Genomic DNA, 18,778 nt, shown 5'->3' with positions numbered 1-18,778 from the left:
TCTGCCTTGTACGTGCGTCAGAGCAGACTGCGCAGCACGTGGGCGGCGCCGTCTTCGAATACTGAATGCGTGACCTCGTTCGCGGCGGCGATGACTTCCTCGGGAGCCTGGCCCATGGCAACTCCCCGGCCTGCCCAGGTGAGCATCTCGATGTCGTTGCGGCCGTCGCCGATGGCTACTGTGAGGTGCTGTTCAATGCCGAGCCTCCCGCGGAGGTTCTCCAGGGCGCTGGCCTTGGTCACGCCGGCCGCGGCGATATCCAGCCACGCAGTCCAGCCCACCGAGTAGGTGACTCCGGCAAGGCCCACGTGCTCGATTGCCTCGTTGAACTCCTCCGGGGTGTTCTCGGTGCTGAACACCACCACGCGCACGGCCGTGGCTTCGAGCATGGTGTGGAAATCCACGCCGACAGCCTCGACGCCGAAACTGGGGTCCTGGAAGCGTTCGGTGGACAGGAAGTTGCCGTCGGCGTCCTCCAGCGCGTACTTGGCCGAGGGAAGGCGCTCACGGAGGGCGCGGAGGGCGGGCGCGGGGTCGAAGGTGGCCTTGTGGATGACCTCGTAACCCCGGTCCAGGCCCGGGTGCAGGCGCAAAGTCACGCCGCCGTTGCAGCAGACAGCGTAGCCTCGCTCGATCCCGATCTTTTCAATGATGGGCAGGGTGGCGTTGAGCGACCGGCCCGTGGCGATCATGACCTCATGCCCGGCCGCCACCACTGCCTGCGCCGATTCCCGGACACCCGGGGACATGTGGCCGTCGTGGTCCACCAGTGTGCCATCCACGTCCAGTGCGACCATCAGCTTCTGGTCAGTGTTCTCGTTGTTGTCTCGCCGGTCATCGTTGCCGGCGACTGAGGTTTCAGTCAGCGTTGTCATTCACATAGTGAACCAGACGTCCCCTTCAGACGCTAGGACGCGGGCCGCAGATTTGTTGAACACCACATTAAAATTTCGGTTACCTTCAACTGGAGCGGTAGCTGCGAAACCTACAGGACCGGGAGGACCTCGAGGCCGCCCAGGTACTTCTGCAGCGCCTTGGGCACGGTGACCGAGCCGTCCGCGTTCTGGTGGTGCTCCAGCAGCGCCACGATCCAACGCGTGGTGGCCAGCGTTCCGTTCAGGGTGGCCACGGCGCGGGTGCCCTTTGCGACGCCGGCCTCGTTCACCGCACGCTCGCGGATGTTCAGGCGGCGGGCCTGGAAGCTGGTGCAGTTGGACGTGGAAGTCAGCTCACGGTAAGCGCCCTGGGTAGGGACCCACGCTTCGCAGTCGAACTTCCGCGCGGCAGACATGCCAAGGTCACCGGCTGCGGTGTCGATGACGCGGTACGGAAGCTCGCACTTGGCCAGCATTTCCTCTTCCCACGCCAGCAGCCGCCCGTGCTCCGCGGCAGCCTCTTCAACGGTGGTGTAGATGAACATCTCCACTTTGTTGAACTGGTGCACGCGGATAATGCCGCGGGTGTCCTTGCCGTGCGAACCGGCTTCACGCCGGTAGCAGGAGCTCTGGCCCGCGTAGCGGATCGGGCCGGCGGAAAAGTCCAGGATTTCGTCCGCGTGGTACCCGGCGAGCGCAACCTCCGAGGTGCCGACGAGGTACAGGTCGTCTTCCGCGAGGCGGTAGATCTCGGCGTCGTGCTTCACATCGAAGCCGGTGCCCTGCATGGTCTCGGGACGTACCAGGGTGGGCGTGATCATCGGGACAAAACCGGCTTCAATCGCCTGGTCCATGGCCATTTGCAGCAACGCCATCTCCAGCCGCGCACCCACGCCGCGGAGGAAGTAGAAGCGTGCGCCGGAAACCTTGGCGCCGCGCTCCATGTCGATCGCGCCGATCAACTCGCCGATCTCCAGGTGGTCTTTGGGCTCAAAATCCCGGAATTCGCGCGGGGTACCGACGGTCTTGACCACCACGTAGTCATCCTCGCCGCCCTCGGGCACGCCGTCCTCGATGAGGTTGGGCAGGGTGCGGAGCAGTTCGTCCTGCTTCGACTGCGCAGCGTCTGCCTCTGCCGAGGCTGCCTTGACCGAGTTGGCCAGCTCCTTGACCTCGGCCAGCAGGGCCTTTTTTTCGTCGCCCTTTGCCTGCGCCACCTTCTTGCCAAAGGCGTTCTGCTCGGCACGGAGGTTCTCGAAGCGGATCAGCGCCGCCCGGCGGGCGGAATCCGCGGAGATGATCGCGTCCACCACTGATTCGTCTGCGCGGCGGGCACGCTGGCTGGCACGGTACTTTTCCGGGTTTTCGCTGAGGTCTTTTACGTCGATCACCTCACAAGGGTATCCAATCCCGCGCACGACGGCGGGCGGCAGCGGGCGCGGCGGCCCCGAAGCTTCCGCCGGGCTACTGTTGAAGCACCATGAGCGACTGGATCCTGTACCTGCTGACTGTGGTGGCCCTCGCGTTCGCCATCTCCAGCTGGTGGGGCGTGCGCAGGCTCAAGGCCCTGCACATCCGCAGCACGGTGGGCGGGGATGCGCAGGACTCCGGCCTCACCGAGCAGCGTGTCGCCGTGATCCTCAACCCCATCAAGGCCAGGTCGGAAGAAGCGCGGGCCACCATCCAGCGGGGCTGCCTTGCGGCCGGCTGGGAGAATCCCGTCTTCTTCGAAACGACGGCCGAAGACCCCGGCTATTCCCAGGTGCAGGCGGCGCTGGCCTGCAAGCCCGACGTGATCCTGGTGGGCGGCGGCGACGGGACCGTCCGCGTGGTAGCCGAGTCGCTCGTGCACACCAACGTGCCCATGGGACTTGTTCCGCTGGGCACCGGCAACCTGCTGGCGCGGAACGTGAACGGGGAAATCAACGACCTGCACGCCAGCGTCAACACGGCCCTTTTCGGCCGCCAGCGCTACATTGATACGGCCCGGATGGGAATCGAAAATTCCCGCACCGGAAGTTCTTCAGAGCACGTCTTCCTGGTAATAGCCGGCATCGGCATGGACGCTGAAATCCTGGCGGACACCAACGCCGGCCTGAAAAAGGCCGTGGGATGGCTGGCCTATACCGAGGCCGGCATGAGGCATTTGCCCGGGCGCCGCAAGAAGATCTCCATTTCCCTTGACGGCAGTCCCGAGCAGGTCCGGAACATCCGGAGCGTATTGTTCGCAAACTGCGGCCTGATCCCCGGCGGGATCGACTTCATCCCCCAGGCCATGATCGATGACGGCATGCTGGACGTGGTGGTAATGAGCCCGCGGAGCGCTCTCGGCTGGCTTCTGATGTACGTCAAGATCATGTTCAAGCACACCGGCAAGCTGCCCGCCATGACCGTCTACCGGTCTGGCAGGATCGTCATCAAATGCCCGGAACCAATGGCCACCCAGCTGGACGGCGACACTGCCGGCGAAGCTACGAAAGTCAGCGTCCAGGTGGAGCCGCGGTCCCTGCTGGTCCGGGTCAAGGCGCTGGGGTAGCGGCTATTCGCCGGCGCGCTTGTTCTCCTCGGCAGCCTTTGCCGCCGCGTGGGCTTCCGACTGTTCACGAATCATGGCCTGCTCTTCTTCGAAGCGCAGGCGGTCAGCACGGTCCGCTTCGTCGCCGTCCCAGTCCTGGTTGTCGGCAGTGGGCCGGGGATTGACGATCATCCCCTGGCCGTCGTTCTCGGTGCTGCTGGTAGTCATGACGCGCTCCCTTCGCTAGGGGCCATCCCCGGTGGATCAAGTAAGCATACGCATTGCCCACAACCCGCGGAAGTACTTCGAAGGGCATTCACCTACGCTTAGGGCGAAGCGGCGGAACCGCTTTCAGCGGCCTCTCATAAGGCGTTGGAGTAGGTCTTTCCCACCAGGCGCGTGCCGTCCCGAAGGCCTGGTATTTGCCCGGATGGGGGCGGCGCCGGCATGCATATCCCTCGCTTACAGCACCATGGGCTTCAGCCCGTTGTCCGAGACGAGGGGCTTCCCGGCCTCCAGCCACATGTCCATGCCGCCGGCAACGTTAATGGCGGTGTAACCCTGGCCGGTGAGCCACTGCGCTGCCCGGAAGGAGCGGCCTCCCGTACGGCAGATCACGTAGAGGTCCTCGTCCGGATCAAGCTCTTCCAGCCGTGACGGAAGCTGGTCCAGTGGAATGTGGAGAGCACCGTCGGCATGGCCGGCCACCCACTCGTAGTCCTCACGGACATCAAGGATGACTGCATCGTCGGGGATGCCGTGGACGGGGACGTTGTCGAAATCGCTCATGGAGTCCTGCCTTCGCGGATCGGGGTCGGTTTAAGCCTAGTGCTTACCCCGCCGAAGGAGGCTGCCGCCAGCCACGTTAGGCTTCTGGAAGACCCTAGGAGGAACCTTTGGCCCTTGCCCAGCCCACCCCCGAGAGCACGGGAGGCGGAAGCTTCCTCCACCATGACAGTCCTTGCCAGGGTGCGTGCCCCCTTGGTTGAACTGCACGAACTGCCGGCCGTCGAGCTTCGGGACCTGCTGCGGCAGGGAACAGTGTCCGCAACCGAAGCAGCAAGCTTTTTCCTCGCAAGGATCGAACAGCAGAACCCGATGCTGGGTGCGTTCGTCACGGTGACGGCGGAACAGGCGATGGCCGATGCCGGCGCCGCGGATTCCCTGCAGGCCAGGGTTCCGGACGAGGACCTGCCCCTGCTGCACGGCCTGCCGCTGGCCTTCAAGGACCTGACGGACGTGGCGGGCGTCGTCACCACGCACGGCAGCGCGGCGCTGGACCACAAACCGGCACAGGGCGACAGTCCGCTGGCAGCCCTGCTTAAGAAGGCGGGCGCCATTTCGCTGGGCAAGACCCAGGTTCCCGAATTCGGACTGACTGCGTACAGCGAAAACCGGATTGCGCCGCCGTCGCGCAATCCGCATGCCCTAAGCAGGAGCTCAGGCGGTTCCTCGGGCGGCAGCGCCGGTGCCGTGGCTGCCGGACTGCTCCCGTTCGCACCAGGCACCGACGGCGGCGGGTCCATCCGGATTCCTGCCGCTGCCTGCGGAGTCATAGGACTCAAACCGGGCCGCGGCCTGGTCCCGGCCGGGGAAAGCCTTGGCGATCCCGCGCGCCTGGTGGTTGCCGGCCCCATCGCCAGGAGCTTTGGTGACGCGGCACTAATGATGGACGCTTTGGTGCCCCCTCCCACCAGTCCCGGACCCTCGACCTACCCGAAGGGCGGCTACCTGGCAGCGGTCCGGCAGGAGCCGCCGAAGCTCCGGATTGGCGTCAGCCTGGACAGCCCGTGGTCCGGCACCTTTCCCTTCAGCCCCGAGCAGGACGCCCTGGATGCCCTCAAGGTGGGAGCGGACCTGCTGGAGCATGCGGGACATGCCCTCAGCGAAGCTTCCATCCGGTACGACAACCGCTACCCGGACGCTTTCACCACGGCGTGGACGGCGGCGGTTGGGGCAGCCCGGATCAGCCCCCACCGGGAGGCGCTGCTGGCGCCCCTGACCCGGACGTTCCGGCGCCGTGCACAGCAGCGCAGCCCGGCAAAGCTCGCTGAATCCCTGGCACTCCTGCGGCAGTTCGAGCACGACACCGCAGCTCAGTATGCGCAGTGGGACCTGCTGCTCACGCCCGCCCTTGCCCAGACGCCACGCCCCGTGGGCTGGTTCACCGGCACCATGCACGGCAGTGACAACTGGCCGGCGACGCAGTGGCCCGGGGATGCCGACGGCGACTACCGCAAACAGTGCGAATACGCCCCGTGGTCTTCCATGGTCAATGTATGCGGCCTGCCGGCCATTACCTTGCCCGTGCACTGGACCGGCGGAATGCGGGGGCATGGGCTGCCGATGGGAATCCAGCTTGTTGGCCCCTTGGGATCGGAGTCCCTCCTCCTGCAGGTTGCCTGCCAGCTTGGTTTCTGAGTCGCCAGGTTTTTCATGGCAACGGATTATTGACCTGGCCCTAACGCCCGCTTAATCCCCCGGTAACCGTCCGGTAGCAGACTGTGTACGTGTCAGGCCGCGGCACCTCTCCGCCGGCCACTGCCAGGAGGAGTTGCCGTTATGAACGCCGAACACCCCAGTACAGCCACAGCCGGGGCGGTCCCGCCGCCGGCTGAAACCAGGCCTGACGTGAATAATGCCAACGTCAGGGAAGACGTGGCCGAAAGCGGCCGCTGTGCCCTGGTCCACCTGCCCACCGGCCGAACCTGCTTCCTCCCCCTCCGGCATCCTGGCCCCTGCGAGTTCCACCGCCCCCAGGACGTCGGGGACGTGCTGGCAGGCGGGTGACCGGCGCCGGACCCACAAATGCCCCAAACCGCTGGGAGGCCTTCCGCAAAAGTGTCGACTCCGCCGCTGATCGGGAGGACGATTAAAGGGCAGTCACTGTAAGGAGGTCTGTGATGTGCTATTCATCCAGCAAGGACTTCGGGTGGAGCATCAGGAAAGAAACTGACAGCGAAGCGAAGCCACAGCAGGAAACACCGGTGGAAACCCCGGAAAAGCCGGCCAGGGCGCAGGACTTTACGTTCTGGGCTTTCCCGGGCTGGCGGAAAACGCGGACGCCGGACGCCCCCTCGGCCGAAAAGAGCAAAGAGAGAGTCTGAAGCCGGTGCGGCACAGTCAGCGGAAGGGCCTTCACTGGAGGCCCTTCCGTTGCGTCCGCGGTTGGGCAGTCCGCCACGGCGCCGTGGCCACCCCGCATTGTGCTGCAGCAAACCCTCCCACTATGGTTGGACCGTAAGCATGCTTATTATCTGCATCTGACGAAGGGAACCAGCATGAGTACCGGAAACTACCCACCCGCCGGACAGCCGGAGCCGGGAACCGGAAACTATGCCGATGAGCCCTCGTCTTCGGCCCGCACGCCCTCGCCGGGCACGTCCTCTGCGGATTCCACACCGGCCCGTCCGGACGCAGCACCTGGCGTTCCGGCACCGACTGGTACGCCCGGACCCAAAGTTCCCGGTGCTGGGGACCAACCGAGGGTGACCCGCGCCGGGGTGGTGTGGGCAGCAGTAGTGGCTGCTCTGGTGCTCCTGATCCTGCTGATCATCTTTATCCTGCAGAACCAGGACCAGGTGACAGTGCGCTACTTCGGCCTGGAGGGTCTTGTCCCGCTGGGCATGGCGCTGTTTATTGCCAGCGTGACCGGCGGGGTCCTGGTGGCCATGGCCGGCGGCGCCCGCATCCTCCAGCTCCGCAGGAACGCCCACCGGTCGCGCTCCCGGCAATCGACGTAGCAGCTGCCGAGGCATCCTGATCCCGCAGGGTGGCACCTTCCTCCGTGCCGGTACAGCTGATCGCGTGCGTTGCTAGCCGAGGGCAATCACCAGGAAGAGTCCGGCCAGGACAATCGCTGCGGGTGTCATGACCAGGCGCTCCTGCTTGCTGCGGGACACCGCGTTCATCAGGATGCCCAGAGCAAAATAGGCCACCAGCACCCAGGCAGCGGTGGCGATCAAAGCCCCGCCCACAACCAGGGGTACCAAGCCAGTGGCCGCAAGTGCCACGTAGCCGAAGAGAACGTACAGCACGATGGAGACCGTGCTCCCCACCTTCAGCCCCGGCGGCAGCACGTCGTGCTGCCCTCCCCACGCGAGCCGGCCAAGCGGGGCCCCGGCGATAAGGGCGGCCTGGAAGAGCGCGAGCACGGCCAGGACTGTGCAGGCTGACACTGCGGCAATCTGATCAATCACCAGGTATTCCCCCTCCCCTGCTCCAGCAGCAGTGATACCAGCCGGAAATGAACAACAAAAGTTTCACCACAGCCCTGCCGGCCAGGCCCCCGCCAAAGGACGGCAGGCGAACCAAAAAGTCATTGACCGGTCCCTGCGGCGAACTTAAACTCTGGACATCGCGTGAGCCTGCCGGCGGCGGTGCCGGTCATTCTTCCGTTGAGGCGCCCGGCGCCTCTCCTGTCCAGCCTCACCAGCAAAGGCGTTAACCCTTATTCGGAAGCACCCACAATGTCCACAGTTCACTACACCACCCCGGAACGTGCGATCCAGCAGGCGCTGCAGGAGTTGCGGGCGAAACTGTCCGGTTCCCTGGTCGGGCCGCAGGATCCTCACTATGAGGAAGCCCGACAGGTATGGAACGGCATGGTGGACCTCCGGCCAAGGGCCGTGGTTCGGGCCAGGGCGATTGCGGACATCGACGCCACGCTGGAAGCGGCCCGGCGGACCGGCCTTGCGATGGCCGTTCGCGGCGGAGGCCACAACATCGCCGGCCATGGCACTGTTGACGGCGGACTGGTGCTGGACCTGGGACCGTTGAAGCGCGTTGAAGTGGACGCCGGGAGCAAGCTGGTGACAGTGGAGCCAGGGGTGACACTTGCCGACGTCGACCGTGCTACGGCCGTACACAACCTCGCGGTCCCGCTGGGCGTGATCAGCGGAACCGGTGTGGCGGGGCTTACCCTGGGCGGCGGCGTGGGCTGGCTGACGCGCTCCAACGGCCTGACCTTGGACAATCTGGAATCAGCCGAGGTCATCACTGCCGCCGGGGAGCACCTGCACGCCAGCGGGCAGGAAAACCCTGAGTTGTTCTGGGGACTGCGCGGCGGCGGTGGAAACTTCGGCGTGGTGTCCTCCTTCACCTTTCGTGCCCGCCACCTGCCGCCGGCACCGCTGGGCGGGAACCTGTTCTACCGGCCCGGGCACTGGCGCAACGCCCTCCTGGCGTTTGCCCGCTGGTCCCGGGATTTGCCGGACGAGATGAACCCCATCGTTTCGTTCCTGGTCTTCCCGGAGGAATTCGGGATGGGCAGTGATCCGTGGATGATCATCGGGTTCGCCTGGGTTGCCGAGGACCACCAGGCCGGCCTCTCCCTTGCCGACCAGCTCCGGGCCGCCGCCCCGCCGGACGAGCAGGAAGTTGGCCCCGCCTCCTGGCTGGACTGGCAGAGCGCCATGGACAGCGTCTTTCCCAAAGGTTCCCGCGGCTACTGGAAAAATGTTTCCTTCTCGCGCCTGGACGAGGAGACGGTGGACGTCCTGCTTGGTTTCGCATCCGAATTGGCGTGGGAGGGCACCGGCATTGATATCCACCAGATGGGAGGAGCGTTCGGACGGGTACCGGAAGATGCCACCGCGTTCCCGAACCGGTCTGCGCGGTACTGGCTGAACGTTTACGGGTTCTGGCGGGACCCCGCCGAGGACGAGCGGCTGACGGCGTTTGCCCGCAAAGCCTACGGGCTCATGCAGCCGTTCGCGGAGCATGGAGAGTACGTTAATTTCCTGGGCGCGGAAGTTGGAATCAAGGAAGCGGACGCCGCCCGCGCCGCGTATGGAGCGGCTAAATACCAGCGCCTGGTGGGTCTCAAGGACCGCTACGATCCGCACAATGTCTTTCGCCTTAACCACAACATTCCGCCGACGCGTACATCACCTGGCTGAAGGCACGACGGCGGGACGCCGGCAGGCGTGTGCAGCGGACGTATCCGGGTTGTTCAGAAGGTGTAGGTGGGCCCGCTGTTTGAACTGGCGACCGCAAGCCCGATGATCAGCAGCAGCCAGAAGGCACCGTAGCCCAGGAGGCACAGGTAGCCCAGGACCAGCCCGGCGATGGACATGCCTTTCCCCGTGGGTTCCCGTTTGAGCGCCAAATGGCCCGTGACGATCGCGGCGAGCTGCGGCAGCAGGATCCAGCCCATAATCACTGACGCGATGCCGCACACCATGCTGGCGATGCTAAGCGTCTTCGGTTCGGCGGGCATGCCGTAATACCCCTGCTGGCCGTAAGGGCCCTGGTACTGCCCGTAGGGGCCGGGCTGCTGGTTGTACGGGCTCGACGGCTGGTTGTAGGGACCCGGCTCCTGCCCGTATGGGCCGGGCTGCTGGTTGTACGGATTCAACGGCGGGGATGGAGTGCCGCTGCCGTACGGCGGCGCAAACCGGGGCGGCTCAGAGCCTTGCGGTGTGCCGGGTACGGGCTGGCCGGATTCAGGCCGGTGGCTGGGCTGGTCGGACATCGTTTTCCCCCTAGGACTGTAGTTCCAGCCTACCCCCGGCCGAAAGCCGGATTCATTGTCCCCAATAGGGCAAGACGTACACGGCAAAGATGACAAACGCCATCAGGAGAGCCAAGCGTCCCGCAGCACCAGTCCCATGCTGGCGGGCCTTCGGCCCCGGACTTTTACGCGCCGCATTCCGCACCTTCCCTGCCCCGGTGGCGCGAGGGTTGCGCCGGACCACCGGAAGGGATGACGAGCCCGTCCTCCCAGCGGGTCTTCCCGAACCCGCGGCAGGTTCCCGGGGCGGAACCACCGTTCCGGGGCGAACACTACGGAAGGCCGTGATGCCGGGTTCCTGTTCACACGTCAGCACCTGGCCAAGGTGAGCGTACAGCCCCGCCGCCGCCCGCTGGTCCAGCACCGGAGGCAGGGCATTAATGACGCCGACAATGCGTTCGGTACCGGCAACGGCCACGTCAGACGTTGTCACCCCCAACAGGTCCGGCTGGGCCGCCATACAGATCAGCGGACGGACCAGCCTCCGGTGCTGCGGCGCAACCACGGACGTCACGGCGGCGCATTGGGCAAGGGCGCCTTCCACGGCCTGGGTCCTCGCGAAGCGCCCCTGCCAGAGCACTCCGGAGGAAATCCGGATATCGCCCGTCCAATTCTTGGCATCGACCACCACCACGCCGCCCGGCCCAACCAGGACATGGTCCAGGGTGGCTTTGGGCCGGCCGGGCCAGTGCACATCCTGGAGCACGTACCAGCCACGGGAAACCAGTTCGCCCAGCTTGTCCGCCACCACGGTCGGGCCCACGGCCCCGGCGTCCCATGGCTTTGCAGCAGTTTCAGCCTCATCGAGCCGGCGCTTGAGCCGGGCCACCCTCTCCGCGGCCAGCCTGCACTGCTCGGCCTCCCAGTCTCCTGCCCCCATGGCCGCCCCTGCTTCCCTGCCGGAAGAACGACGGCGGATGGCCGCCGCCGTGCCTTACTTTCGGATGAATTTCCCCGACTTTCTCGAACGTAACAGGGCACACTGGCGGCGGTATATAAGTACTTTGCCAGGGCCTGTACTCAGGTTGGCTACTCGTTTGATGACGATATTCCGTCATAGGTCCGGACACAGGGACCGGATTCCGGACGGATCGTTTTGACTGCGGCCCCTGTCTGGCATGCTGGTGGCATGGCTAGCCGCGCGGGCACAGTTGCCCAACCCCAGGACCTTGTTGACATCACAGCGCTTCTTGACGCGTATTACGACATCACTCCGGATCTTGGTGATCCGGGCCAGCGTGTGGCGTTTGGCACGTCAGGGCACCGCGGCTCCAGCCTGAAGGCGTCGTTCAACGAGAAACACATCGTGGCCATCACCCAGGCCATCGTGGAATACCGGGCGGGGCAGGGCATCACCGGGCCGCTGTTCCTGGCCAAGGACACGCACGCCCTCAGTGAGCCGGCGCAGAACTCGGCCCTTGAGGTCCTGGCAGCCAACGGTGTACAGGTCCTCATCGACGCCCGCCACGGCTATACCCCCACTCCGGCCCTCAGCCACGCGATCCTCACGTACAACAGGAACGCCGGTGCCGGCGCTCCGCAGGCTGACGGCATCGTTGTCACGCCCAGCCACAACCCGCCGGCCGACGGCGGCTTCAAGTACAACCCCCCGCATGGCGGACCTGCCGACTCTGACGCCACCGGCTGGATCGCGAACCGGGCCAACGAACTGCTCGAAAACGACCTCCGCGGTGTGAAGCGCATTCCCCTGGCCGACGCCCAGGCCGCGGATACCACCGGCAAGTTCGACTTCCTCAGCAGCTACGTTGACGATCTCCCTTCGGTGCTGAACCTGGACGCTATCCGGGAGGCGGGCGTGCGCATCGGAGCTGACCCCATGGGTGGAGCTTCCGTGGACTACTGGGGTGAAATCGGCGAGCGCCACCACCTGAACCTCACCGTTGTGAATCCCACAGTGGATCCCCAGTGGGCCTTCATGACCCTGGACTGGGATGAGAAGATCCGGATGGACTGCTCCTCGCCGGCCGCGATGGCCTCGCTGATCCAGCGCATGTCCGACGGCGGAGCCTTCGATGTTGCCACCGGCAACGACGCAGACGCGGACCGCCACGGCATCGTGACCCCCGACGGCGGCCTGATGAACCCGAACCACTACCTCGCCGTGGCCATCGACTACCTGTACCGCAACCGCAGCGGCTGGAACCCGGGCTCCGTGGTGGGCAAGACCCTCGTGTCGTCCTCCATCATTGACCGGGTTGCCGAAAGCCTGGGACGCAAGCTGGTTGAGGTTCCGGTCGGCTTCAAGTGGTTCGTGCCGGGCCTGCTCTCCGGCGAGGGCGCCTTCGGCGGCGAGGAATCGGCCGGCGCCTCGTTTAACAAGATGGACGGCAGTGTATGGACCACGGACAAGGACGGCATCCTGCTGGCCCTGCTCGCCTCGGAGATCACCGCGGTGACCGGCAAGTCCCCGTCCCAGCTCTACAAAGGCCTGACGGACCAGTTCGGAGCCCCCGTCTACGCCCGGATTGACGCAGCAGCCACGCGGGAGCAGAAGTCGGCACTCGGCAAGCTGTCGCCGTCGGACGTCAGCGCTACCACCTTGGCCGGCGAGCCGATCCTCGCCAAGCTGACCGAGGCGCCCGGCAACGGCGCGTCCATCGGCGGGCTCAAGGTGGTTACCGAGAACGCCTGGTTTGCTGCCCGCCCGTCCGGGACCGAGGACGTCTACAAGATCTACGCAGAGTCCTTTAAGGGCGAAGAGCACCTCAAGCAGGTGCAGGCCGAGGCCAAGGCCCTTGTGGACAGCGTCATCGCCTAGTTCAGCTGACTCCGGTTTCCGGGCGGCTCCACAGCCGCAGGATGCGCCGGACGGTGCGGTCACCGTCCGGCGCCATGTCCACCAGTGCGACCCGGTCAAGCACGACGGCGTCGCCCGGGTTCAGCCGTTTCTCACCATGGTGTGAGACGTGCGGCCGGTAGCCGGACATGGTGTGGGCCGGGGTGAGGATTGTCCCGCCGAGGCTGTCCGCTGCCCTGACAAGCTGCTCGTGCAGGGCCTGCAGGTCCTGCTGCGGCCGGATGAGGCTGACGGGCACCGAGCCGTTCCGGCCGAAACCGGCGTCCTCGCCCACTGCGAGGGTGGCACCCAGTGCAGCTTCTGCATGCGGCGCGGCCAGCACTGCCACTCTTTCGGCCAGGACATCCGTGCCGACGTCGAACCTCACCAGGGTGATGTGCAGCGGCCATGCAGTGCGCGGGAACACCAGCCCGTCCGTCACAGGCTCGACGAAGGCCACGAGGATGAGGTTCCGCATCTGCCCAGTCTGCCACTGCCCCCGTTAAACACGATGCTCTATCACTCATGGCTCCCATTCCGAGTGGATGGGGACCATAAGTGATAGAGCAACCGACGGTTAGACGGTGCGGACAACGTCCTCGTAGGCGAACTTGGGCTTGGCTTCGCCCCAGGCATCCTCTGCCGGCTGGCCGATATTGACCATCAGGAAGCTCTTCTGGTCGCCGTTCGGGAAGAAGGCCGCATCGATGGCACCGAAATCGGCACCGGTCATGGGGCCTGCGGCGAATCCGAGCGAGCGGACAGCCAGGATGAAGTAGCCCGCCTGCAGGTGGGCGTTGTTGTTGCCCGTCGCGGCGGCGAGTTCCGGGTTGGCGTCGTACATGGCCTTGGGTGCGTTGTAGCCGGGGAGGAAGTTGTCCCACTGACCGGCCCAGTCGGTGTCGTAGCTGAGGATGGCCACCAGCGGGGCGGATGCGGTCTTGGCACGGTTGCCCGGCATCAGGGCGTCCACCAGCGTGGCGCGGGCCTCGTCGGAGCGGACATAGGTGACGCGCAGCGGCTGGGAGTTGAAAGCCGTGGGCCCGAACTTGGTCAGCTCGTAGATGGCCTGCGCCTGCTCGTCGGTCACCTGTCCGGTGAACGAGTTGGCGGTGCGGGCCTGCGCGAAGATGGCGTCGACCGCGGCCGGGTCGATAACGGCTTCTTCATGGGCAGTGGTCATTGGCTTCCCTTTCGCTGTGCCTCCCCGCTTGCTACGGGTGGGGCCTCGTTGCTTTCCATAGTTGCAACTTCAAGTACTTGCGTCCTCTTCCCGTGACGGTACGTGACGTCCAGCACAGCAGACCGGGGCCCGGCGCGGGCGGTATTCTTGACCCGTTACTCTTCGCCCTCCGCGGCAACCCCCTTGAAAGGCCTCCGCCCATGAGCATGCTCGGAATCAAATGGAAGCTGCACGGCACCGGCAAGTCGATTAAGCCCGGCCATGTGGTGGCTCCGGACGAGCGCCTCGCGTGGCCGCTGACCATCGGTGTGGGGATGCAGCATGTTGTCGCCATGTTCGGCGCCACGTTCCTGGTGCCCATCATCACTGGCATGCCGCCGGCCACCACGCTGTTCTTCTCCGGCATTGGAACCCTGTTGTTCCTGGTCATCACCAAGGGCCGGGTGCCCAGCTACCTCGGCTCGAGCTTCGCGTTCATTGCCCCCATCATGGCGTCCCAGCAGCAATTCGGCGTTCCTGGGGCACTGGGCGGCGTGGTGCTCGCCGGCGCCACCCTTGCCCTGGTGGGCGCCATCGTGCAGAAGTTCGGGGCGGGCTGGATCAATAAGCTCATGCCGCCGATCGTCACCGGCGCCATCGTGGCGCTGATCGGGCTCAACCTCGCCCCTGCAGCAAAGAACAATTTCGACGCCGCTCCCGTCACCGCCGTCGTTACGCTGGCCACCATCATCCTGGTCAGTGTCCTGTTCCGCGGGATCCTGGGCCGGTTGAGCATCCTGGTGGGCGTGGTGGTGGGCTACCTCGTGGCCATGCTGCGCGGCGAGGTGAGCTACGACAAGATGGAGGCCGCCGCCTGGATCGGGCTGCCGCAGTTCCAGACCCCCGAGTTCCATGTGGGCGTCCTGGGCCTGTTCGTGCCCGTGGTGCTGGTGCTGGTGGCTGAGAACATCGGCCACGTGAAGTCCGTGGCGGCCATGACGGGCCAGAACCTCGACGGCGTCTCCGGCCGAGCGCTGATGGCCGACGGCGCCGCCACCGTCCTGGCCGGCTTCGGCGGCGGTTCCGGCACCACCACCTATGCCGAAAACATCGGGGTCATGGCCGCCACCAAGGTGTATTCCACGGCGGCTTACTGGGTGGCGGGCGTCTTCGCCATCCTGCTGAGTTTCTCTCCGAAATTCGGCGAGCTCATCGCCACTGTCCCGGCGGGAGTGCTGGGCGGCGCGGCCACCATGCTGTACGGCATGATCGGCATCCTGGGCGTCAAGATCTGGGTGCAGAACAAGGTGAACTTCTCCAACCCGGTCAACCTGACCACAGCCGCCGTAGCCCTGATCATCGGCATCGCGGATTACACCTGGACCATCGGTGACCTGACGTTCACGGGCATCGCGCTCGGCTCCGCCGCAGCCCTGGTGATCTACCACGGCATGAAGGCCATTGCGAAGGCACGGGGCACCGTAGCGGAGCCCGAGACGGAGCACGCCGGCCTGCCACCGGCAGCAAAGGCCGCAATCAACGCAGCCAAGCGGACGCCCAAAAAGCGGTAGCTCCGCAAGGAACACTCCGGTCAGGCGACTTCTCCTTGCGCCGGTCCTTGCACCGGCGGACCCGGCCTCTGGCCAGGCCGGCCCAGGCCGAGGACGGGGCCCGGCTCGGGCCGCTTTGCCGCGAGCAACTCATCGGCAGGGCGTGGATGCAGCCGCCGCAGCACCCAGGGCAGGAAGTATTGCCCCGCCCAGATCAGGTCCTCCGCCCTGGCCTGGGTCCAGCCGTGGACGGGCGCAGGCCGCGGCATGAGCGGCTTGAGGGTGTGGTTCACGCCCAGCGCCTCGAGGGTTGCCACGGCCACGGTGTGATGGCCCAGCGGGGAAAGATGCAGCCGGTCCCGGTCCCACATCCGGACATCCTGGAGTTCAGGCAGGCACCACAGGTCCACCATGGTGGCCTTGTGGAGCGCGGCGATCGTATGGAGGTTCTCGTTATACACGGCCACCCGTCCGCGGACCTGGCCCAGGAGCGGGGTGGTACCCCAGTCGGGACCGGCGAACAGAAGAACCGTGGCGCCTGTGTCCGCGAGCCGGCCCACTGCCTGGTCCATGATTTCGGCAAGCTTGTCCGGGTCGCCCCGGCGGAAGATAATATCGTTGCCCCCGCCGGACATTGCCACCAGGTCCGACGCGAGGGTCAGGGCCGGGGCGAGCTGCCGGTCAAGGATCTGCTGGAGCAGCATGCCCCGGACTGCCAGGTTGGCGTAGGTGAAGTCCGGCCGGCCGCTGCCCAGTTCCTCAGCCACCCTGTCCGCCCATCCGCGGAGTCCTCCCGGGCTGCGCGGCTCGGGGTCGCCCATGCCTTCCGTGTAGGAATCGCCGAGAGCCACGAAACGGTGCCACTGGTGCTGCACCGCCGCGGGAGGTTGTTCCCCCGGACGCGTCAATCCAGGTTCTGCCCGCTCCCCGGCAGGGTACTCCTGCTTTTCCGCGGTCATGCCGTCCTCCCTTCCGCAGGGTGTGGAGGACCCTTGCCCCGCCTGCCTTTACGGCCGCGGGGTGTTTCCTCCTGCTGGTCCAGCTCGGCCGGGGGAAGCAGGCGGAAGTCCCCCACGCCGTCGGGCGTTCCCTGCCTGAGCCCGGCAGGCTCCCTGCCGGAATCCCCCACCCGGGAAGTGTCCCTGGCCGGATTGGGCGCAACAACATTCAGGGCTGCATCACGCAGGTCGAGCTCGTGGTGCAATGCCTGGGTCTGCAGGAACCGGAGGGCGCCCTCGCGGCTGAGCCCGTACTCGTCCATAAGGCTGCGCACCGCCAGGTCCACCAGGACCAGGGAACTTTGCACGACCGCCATCCCGGCTGTCGCCTCGGCACGCTCGGCCACCCGCACTACCACGCGCAGTGCACGCGCCACCTGCTCCGCGTAGCTCCGGCTCCGCAGAAGGTCATCACTGCTGAAAACGTGCGGAAACGCAGCGTAGAGGCTGATGGCCGCACTTGTTCCCCCCTCGGACGCGATGGGCATGGACAGAAGCGACTGCACGCCGTGACCTGCCGCCGCGTTGGAGTAGCCCGGCCAGCGCCGGTCCCGGCTGACATCGGACAGCAGCACAAATTCGCCGGTCCGGAGCGCTTCCATGACGGGCCCGTCAGCGAAAGAGCATTGTTCCCGGTTTGCCTCACGGGCCGTGTCGCTGCCGGCGGCAACAGTGCGTGCCTGCCCCAGGCGGAAGAGGGTCGCTGCCCAGCTGATCCCGCGCTGGTCGCCTTTGATGTCCCGCATGAAGTCACGGGTGACCTCCCAGAGGTAGGCTTCGACGTCCTTGCTGTCGAATACCTGCTCCGGGGGTAATGGAAAAGGTCCCCAGCCGAGTTGCCCTGCGGGTTCAGCGGCCATAATTTACGCCTTGGTCGAGCGCTGCGGCCTACTGCAAAACCTCACCTTTAAGAATACGTCCCCGGCACCATTCAAGGGAGGGGCAGTGCGGATCAGCCGTTCTGCTCCTGGGCCAGCACAAGGTCATACGCCTCCACCCGCCGGTCGGTCACCGTGGTGGGTGACTCCAGGTGCACGGCCCCCGAGGGAAGGATGCCGGCGCCGCCGAACAGCTCCATCACCTGCCATTGGGCCACGACGTCCTCGCCTGCGTGGTCCGCCGGGAGGCTGTCCCAAAAACTGAAGCCACCGGCGGCAGTAAGGGCATCCCGGCGGTACATGGCGCAGCCGCCCAGCCAGGCCACCCGGTAAGGCACCCACTGGCCCGGCTGGAGCGACAGGTCTGCGCTGACGTGGCTGAGGTTTGCGGCGCTGTGGAGGGGCCACCGCTCAAAACCGGGGGCCCCGGGGCGGATCCGCTCCGCCGTCACCGGACCGTCCCAGGCCTCGAAGACTGCTGTTTGCTCCGGCCGCCTGTCATCCAGATAAGACAGGCCCTGGGGTGCCATTCCCACGAATCCGCACTCCAGCGTGTCCAGGGCGCAGCTGAGCCTGTCCAGCGCTCCGGGTTCGAGCCAGACGTCGTCGTCAAGGAAGAGGCATTTTTCCGCGGTGGACTGCTCCAGCAGGAACTGGCGGTGTTCGGCCAGGCCGCGGCGCGGCAGGTGGCGCAGGAGGGTGACGGGCCGGCCCTGCGCTTCGAGGACCCGCACCATGGCAGCGGCGGCAGGATGTTCCCAGCCGGGGCTGGCCGTTGACTGGTCACTGATAACGACGGCGAAGGCCGGCTCGGACTGCGCCGCAAGGCCCGCGAGGGTGACGGCGAGCTCACCCGGACGGTTGCACGTGGGCAGCAGTACGTCCACGTCCACCCTGCGCGGCAGCTCGACCCGCTGTCCCCACTGTTCTGATGATCTCCTGCTCACAGCCCACCTCCTGCCGCCGGCACCGGCGTAGATAGCGAATCGGGTTCGTCGTCATCCGTACCCACATCACCGGGATCTATGCCGGCGCGGCAAAGGCCTCCGCCCCTGTGGTTCCTCAGGAACAACAGGGGCGGAGGCCTTCACACAATCCCCGCGCTGCCCCTCAGGGCGGCACGCACTTGTCAGCCGGCGTCGAAGCTCTCGCCGCCGTCGTCGTTCGGTGACTTCTCCTCCGGCAGGTCGTTGCCGCTGCCGTCCGGAATTCCGGTGGCTTCCTGTCCGGGCTCGGAGGAAACCGGAGCGGACCCCTGGGAGTCGTCGTTGGACTCATCGATTTCGGCGGCGCTTGAGGGAAGGTCCACGTCCCGGGGCACAGGATCTTCGCTGGTGTTGGACTGCGGCTCGTTGGTGCCGACGCTGTCCGTGCCACTGCCGTCAGCGGAGGCCTGGGCTCCGCCCATCTCCTGCTCAGCAGTGGGAGTGCCGTATCCGCCCGGGTCCGTTTCGGGCTGGGCGTGCTGGTTTTCCTGCGTCATGGTTCC

General features: G+C 66.1%; 20 protein-coding genes. 7 read left to right on the top strand and 13 right to left on the bottom strand.

The genetic code is table 11. From position 1 onward, the window contains the following. Window positions 1–17: 17 nt before the first annotated feature. Window positions 18–875: an HAD family hydrolase gene (locus CXX84_RS12290; RefSeq protein ID WP_102976997.1), complete on the bottom strand. Its 858-nt coding sequence runs from the start codon at window positions 873–875 to the stop codon at window positions 18–20. Window positions 876–985: 110 nt separating this feature from the next. Further along, complete coding sequence (serS, locus tag CXX84_RS12285) at window positions 986–2,266, bottom strand: serine--tRNA ligase (RefSeq protein ID WP_102976996.1); 1,281 nt, start codon at window positions 2,264–2,266, stop codon at window positions 986–988. 89 nt (window positions 2,267–2,355) lie between these two features. On the opposite strand from serS, the gene CXX84_RS12280 reads away from it, so the two are divergent. Continuing rightward, a complete protein-coding gene (locus tag CXX84_RS12280; protein ID WP_102976995.1) occupies window positions 2,356–3,411 on the top strand; it encodes a diacylglycerol/lipid kinase family protein in 1,056 nt (351 codons plus the stop codon). A gap of 3 nt (window positions 3,412–3,414) precedes the next feature. On the opposite strand, the gene CXX84_RS12275 is transcribed toward CXX84_RS12280, so the two are convergent. Next, window positions 3,415–3,618: a hypothetical protein gene (locus CXX84_RS12275; protein WP_102976994.1), complete on the bottom strand. Its 204-nt coding sequence runs from the start codon at window positions 3,616–3,618 to the stop codon at window positions 3,415–3,417. A 234-nt stretch (window positions 3,619–3,852) separates the two neighbouring features. Then, window positions 3,853–4,179 (bottom strand): rhodanese-like domain-containing protein, encoded by a 327-nt coding sequence (locus tag CXX84_RS12270; protein WP_102976993.1) that lies wholly within the window; start codon window positions 4,177–4,179, stop codon window positions 3,853–3,855. A 192-nt stretch (window positions 4,180–4,371) separates the two neighbouring features. On the opposite strand from CXX84_RS12270, the gene CXX84_RS12265 reads away from it, so the two are divergent. The 3 genes from CXX84_RS12265 to CXX84_RS19345 all read left to right on the top strand — a co-directional run bounded on the left by CXX84_RS12265 (window position 4,372) and on the right by CXX84_RS19345 (window position 7,133). Then, on the top strand, window positions 4,372–5,811 hold the full coding sequence (locus CXX84_RS12265) for an amidase (RefSeq protein WP_102977132.1): 1,440 nt from the start codon (window positions 4,372–4,374) through the stop codon (window positions 5,809–5,811). Window positions 5,812–5,952: 141 nt separating this feature from the next. Beyond that, on the top strand, window positions 5,953–6,180 hold the full coding sequence (locus CXX84_RS12260) for a hypothetical protein (protein WP_102976992.1): 228 nt from the start codon (window positions 5,953–5,955) through the stop codon (window positions 6,178–6,180). 491 nt (window positions 6,181–6,671) lie between these two features. Next, window positions 6,672–7,133, top strand: coding sequence for a lipopolysaccharide assembly LapA domain-containing protein (locus tag CXX84_RS19345; protein WP_102976990.1), 462 nt, complete (start codon window positions 6,672–6,674; stop codon window positions 7,131–7,133). A 72-nt stretch (window positions 7,134–7,205) separates the two neighbouring features. Here the strand turns inward: CXX84_RS19345 and CXX84_RS12245 are convergent, their stop codons facing one another. Then, window positions 7,206–7,589 carry a hypothetical protein gene (locus CXX84_RS12245; protein ID WP_223253083.1) on the bottom strand — a complete coding sequence of 128 codons (384 nt, stop codon included), beginning with the start codon at window positions 7,587–7,589 and terminating at the stop codon, window positions 7,206–7,208. Window positions 7,590–7,859: 270 nt separating this feature from the next. On the opposite strand from CXX84_RS12245, the gene CXX84_RS12240 reads away from it, so the two are divergent. Then, complete coding sequence (locus CXX84_RS12240) at window positions 7,860–9,290, top strand: FAD-binding oxidoreductase (protein WP_102976989.1); 1,431 nt, start codon at window positions 7,860–7,862, stop codon at window positions 9,288–9,290. Between the two features lie 53 nt (window positions 9,291–9,343). Here CXX84_RS12240 and CXX84_RS12235 read toward each other — a convergent pair whose 3' ends face one another. Further along, window positions 9,344–9,865 (bottom strand): DUF4190 domain-containing protein, encoded by a 522-nt coding sequence (locus tag CXX84_RS12235; protein ID WP_102976988.1) that lies wholly within the window; start codon window positions 9,863–9,865, stop codon window positions 9,344–9,346. Window positions 9,866–9,917: 52 nt separating this feature from the next. Continuing rightward, window positions 9,918–10,784 carry an NERD domain-containing protein gene (locus CXX84_RS12230; protein ID WP_102976987.1) on the bottom strand — a complete coding sequence of 289 codons (867 nt, stop codon included), beginning with the start codon at window positions 10,782–10,784 and terminating at the stop codon, window positions 9,918–9,920. A gap of 249 nt (window positions 10,785–11,033) precedes the next feature. Between CXX84_RS12230 and pgm the strand changes: the two genes are divergently transcribed. Next, window positions 11,034–12,683 (top strand): phosphoglucomutase (alpha-D-glucose-1,6-bisphosphate-dependent), encoded by a 1,650-nt coding sequence (pgm, locus tag CXX84_RS12225; protein ID WP_102976986.1) that lies wholly within the window; start codon window positions 11,034–11,036, stop codon window positions 12,681–12,683. 1 nt (window position 12,684) lies between these two features. Here the strand turns inward: pgm and CXX84_RS12220 are convergent, their stop codons facing one another. Beyond that, window positions 12,685–13,179, bottom strand: a complete 495-nt coding sequence (locus CXX84_RS12220; RefSeq protein WP_102976985.1) for a 2'-5' RNA ligase family protein — start codon at window positions 13,177–13,179, stop codon at window positions 12,685–12,687. A gap of 99 nt (window positions 13,180–13,278) precedes the next feature. After that, window positions 13,279–13,884, bottom strand: a complete 606-nt coding sequence (locus CXX84_RS12215) for a malonic semialdehyde reductase (protein WP_102976984.1) — start codon at window positions 13,882–13,884, stop codon at window positions 13,279–13,281. 200 nt (window positions 13,885–14,084) lie between these two features. Here CXX84_RS12215 and CXX84_RS12210 point away from each other — a divergent pair, with 200 nt between their 5' ends. Then, the gene (locus CXX84_RS12210; protein ID WP_102976983.1) at window positions 14,085–15,434 is read left to right on the top strand and encodes a uracil-xanthine permease family protein; all 1,350 of its coding nucleotides are present in this window, start codon (window positions 14,085–14,087) and stop codon (window positions 15,432–15,434) included. A 20-nt stretch (window positions 15,435–15,454) separates the two neighbouring features. Here CXX84_RS12210 and CXX84_RS12205 read toward each other — a convergent pair whose 3' ends face one another. The 4 genes from CXX84_RS12205 to CXX84_RS12190 form a co-directional block, all read right to left on the bottom strand. After that, a complete protein-coding gene (locus CXX84_RS12205) occupies window positions 15,455–16,372 on the bottom strand; it encodes an SGNH/GDSL hydrolase family protein (protein ID WP_102976982.1) in 918 nt (305 codons plus the stop codon). Continuing rightward, window positions 16,369–17,271: a GAF domain-containing protein gene (locus tag CXX84_RS12200; RefSeq protein WP_102976981.1), complete on the bottom strand. Its 903-nt coding sequence runs from the start codon at window positions 17,269–17,271 to the stop codon at window positions 16,369–16,371. The genes CXX84_RS12205 and CXX84_RS12200 overlap by 4 nt, the downstream gene beginning before the upstream one ends. Before the next feature lie 92 nt (window positions 17,272–17,363). After that, window positions 17,364–18,236 (bottom strand): glycosyltransferase family 2 protein, encoded by an 873-nt coding sequence (locus tag CXX84_RS12195; RefSeq protein ID WP_223253082.1) that lies wholly within the window; start codon window positions 18,234–18,236, stop codon window positions 17,364–17,366. A 182-nt stretch (window positions 18,237–18,418) separates the two neighbouring features. Beyond that, window positions 18,419–18,772, bottom strand: a complete 354-nt coding sequence (locus tag CXX84_RS12190; protein WP_102976980.1) for a hypothetical protein — start codon at window positions 18,770–18,772, stop codon at window positions 18,419–18,421. Between the last annotated feature and the right edge of the window lie 6 nt (window positions 18,773–18,778).

This window comes from Arthrobacter sp. AFG7.2, assembly GCF_002892835.1.
Taxonomy (GTDB): Bacteria; Actinomycetota; Actinomycetes; order Actinomycetales; family Micrococcaceae; genus Arthrobacter.
This window is presented reverse-complemented; position numbering and strand designations above follow the sequence as displayed.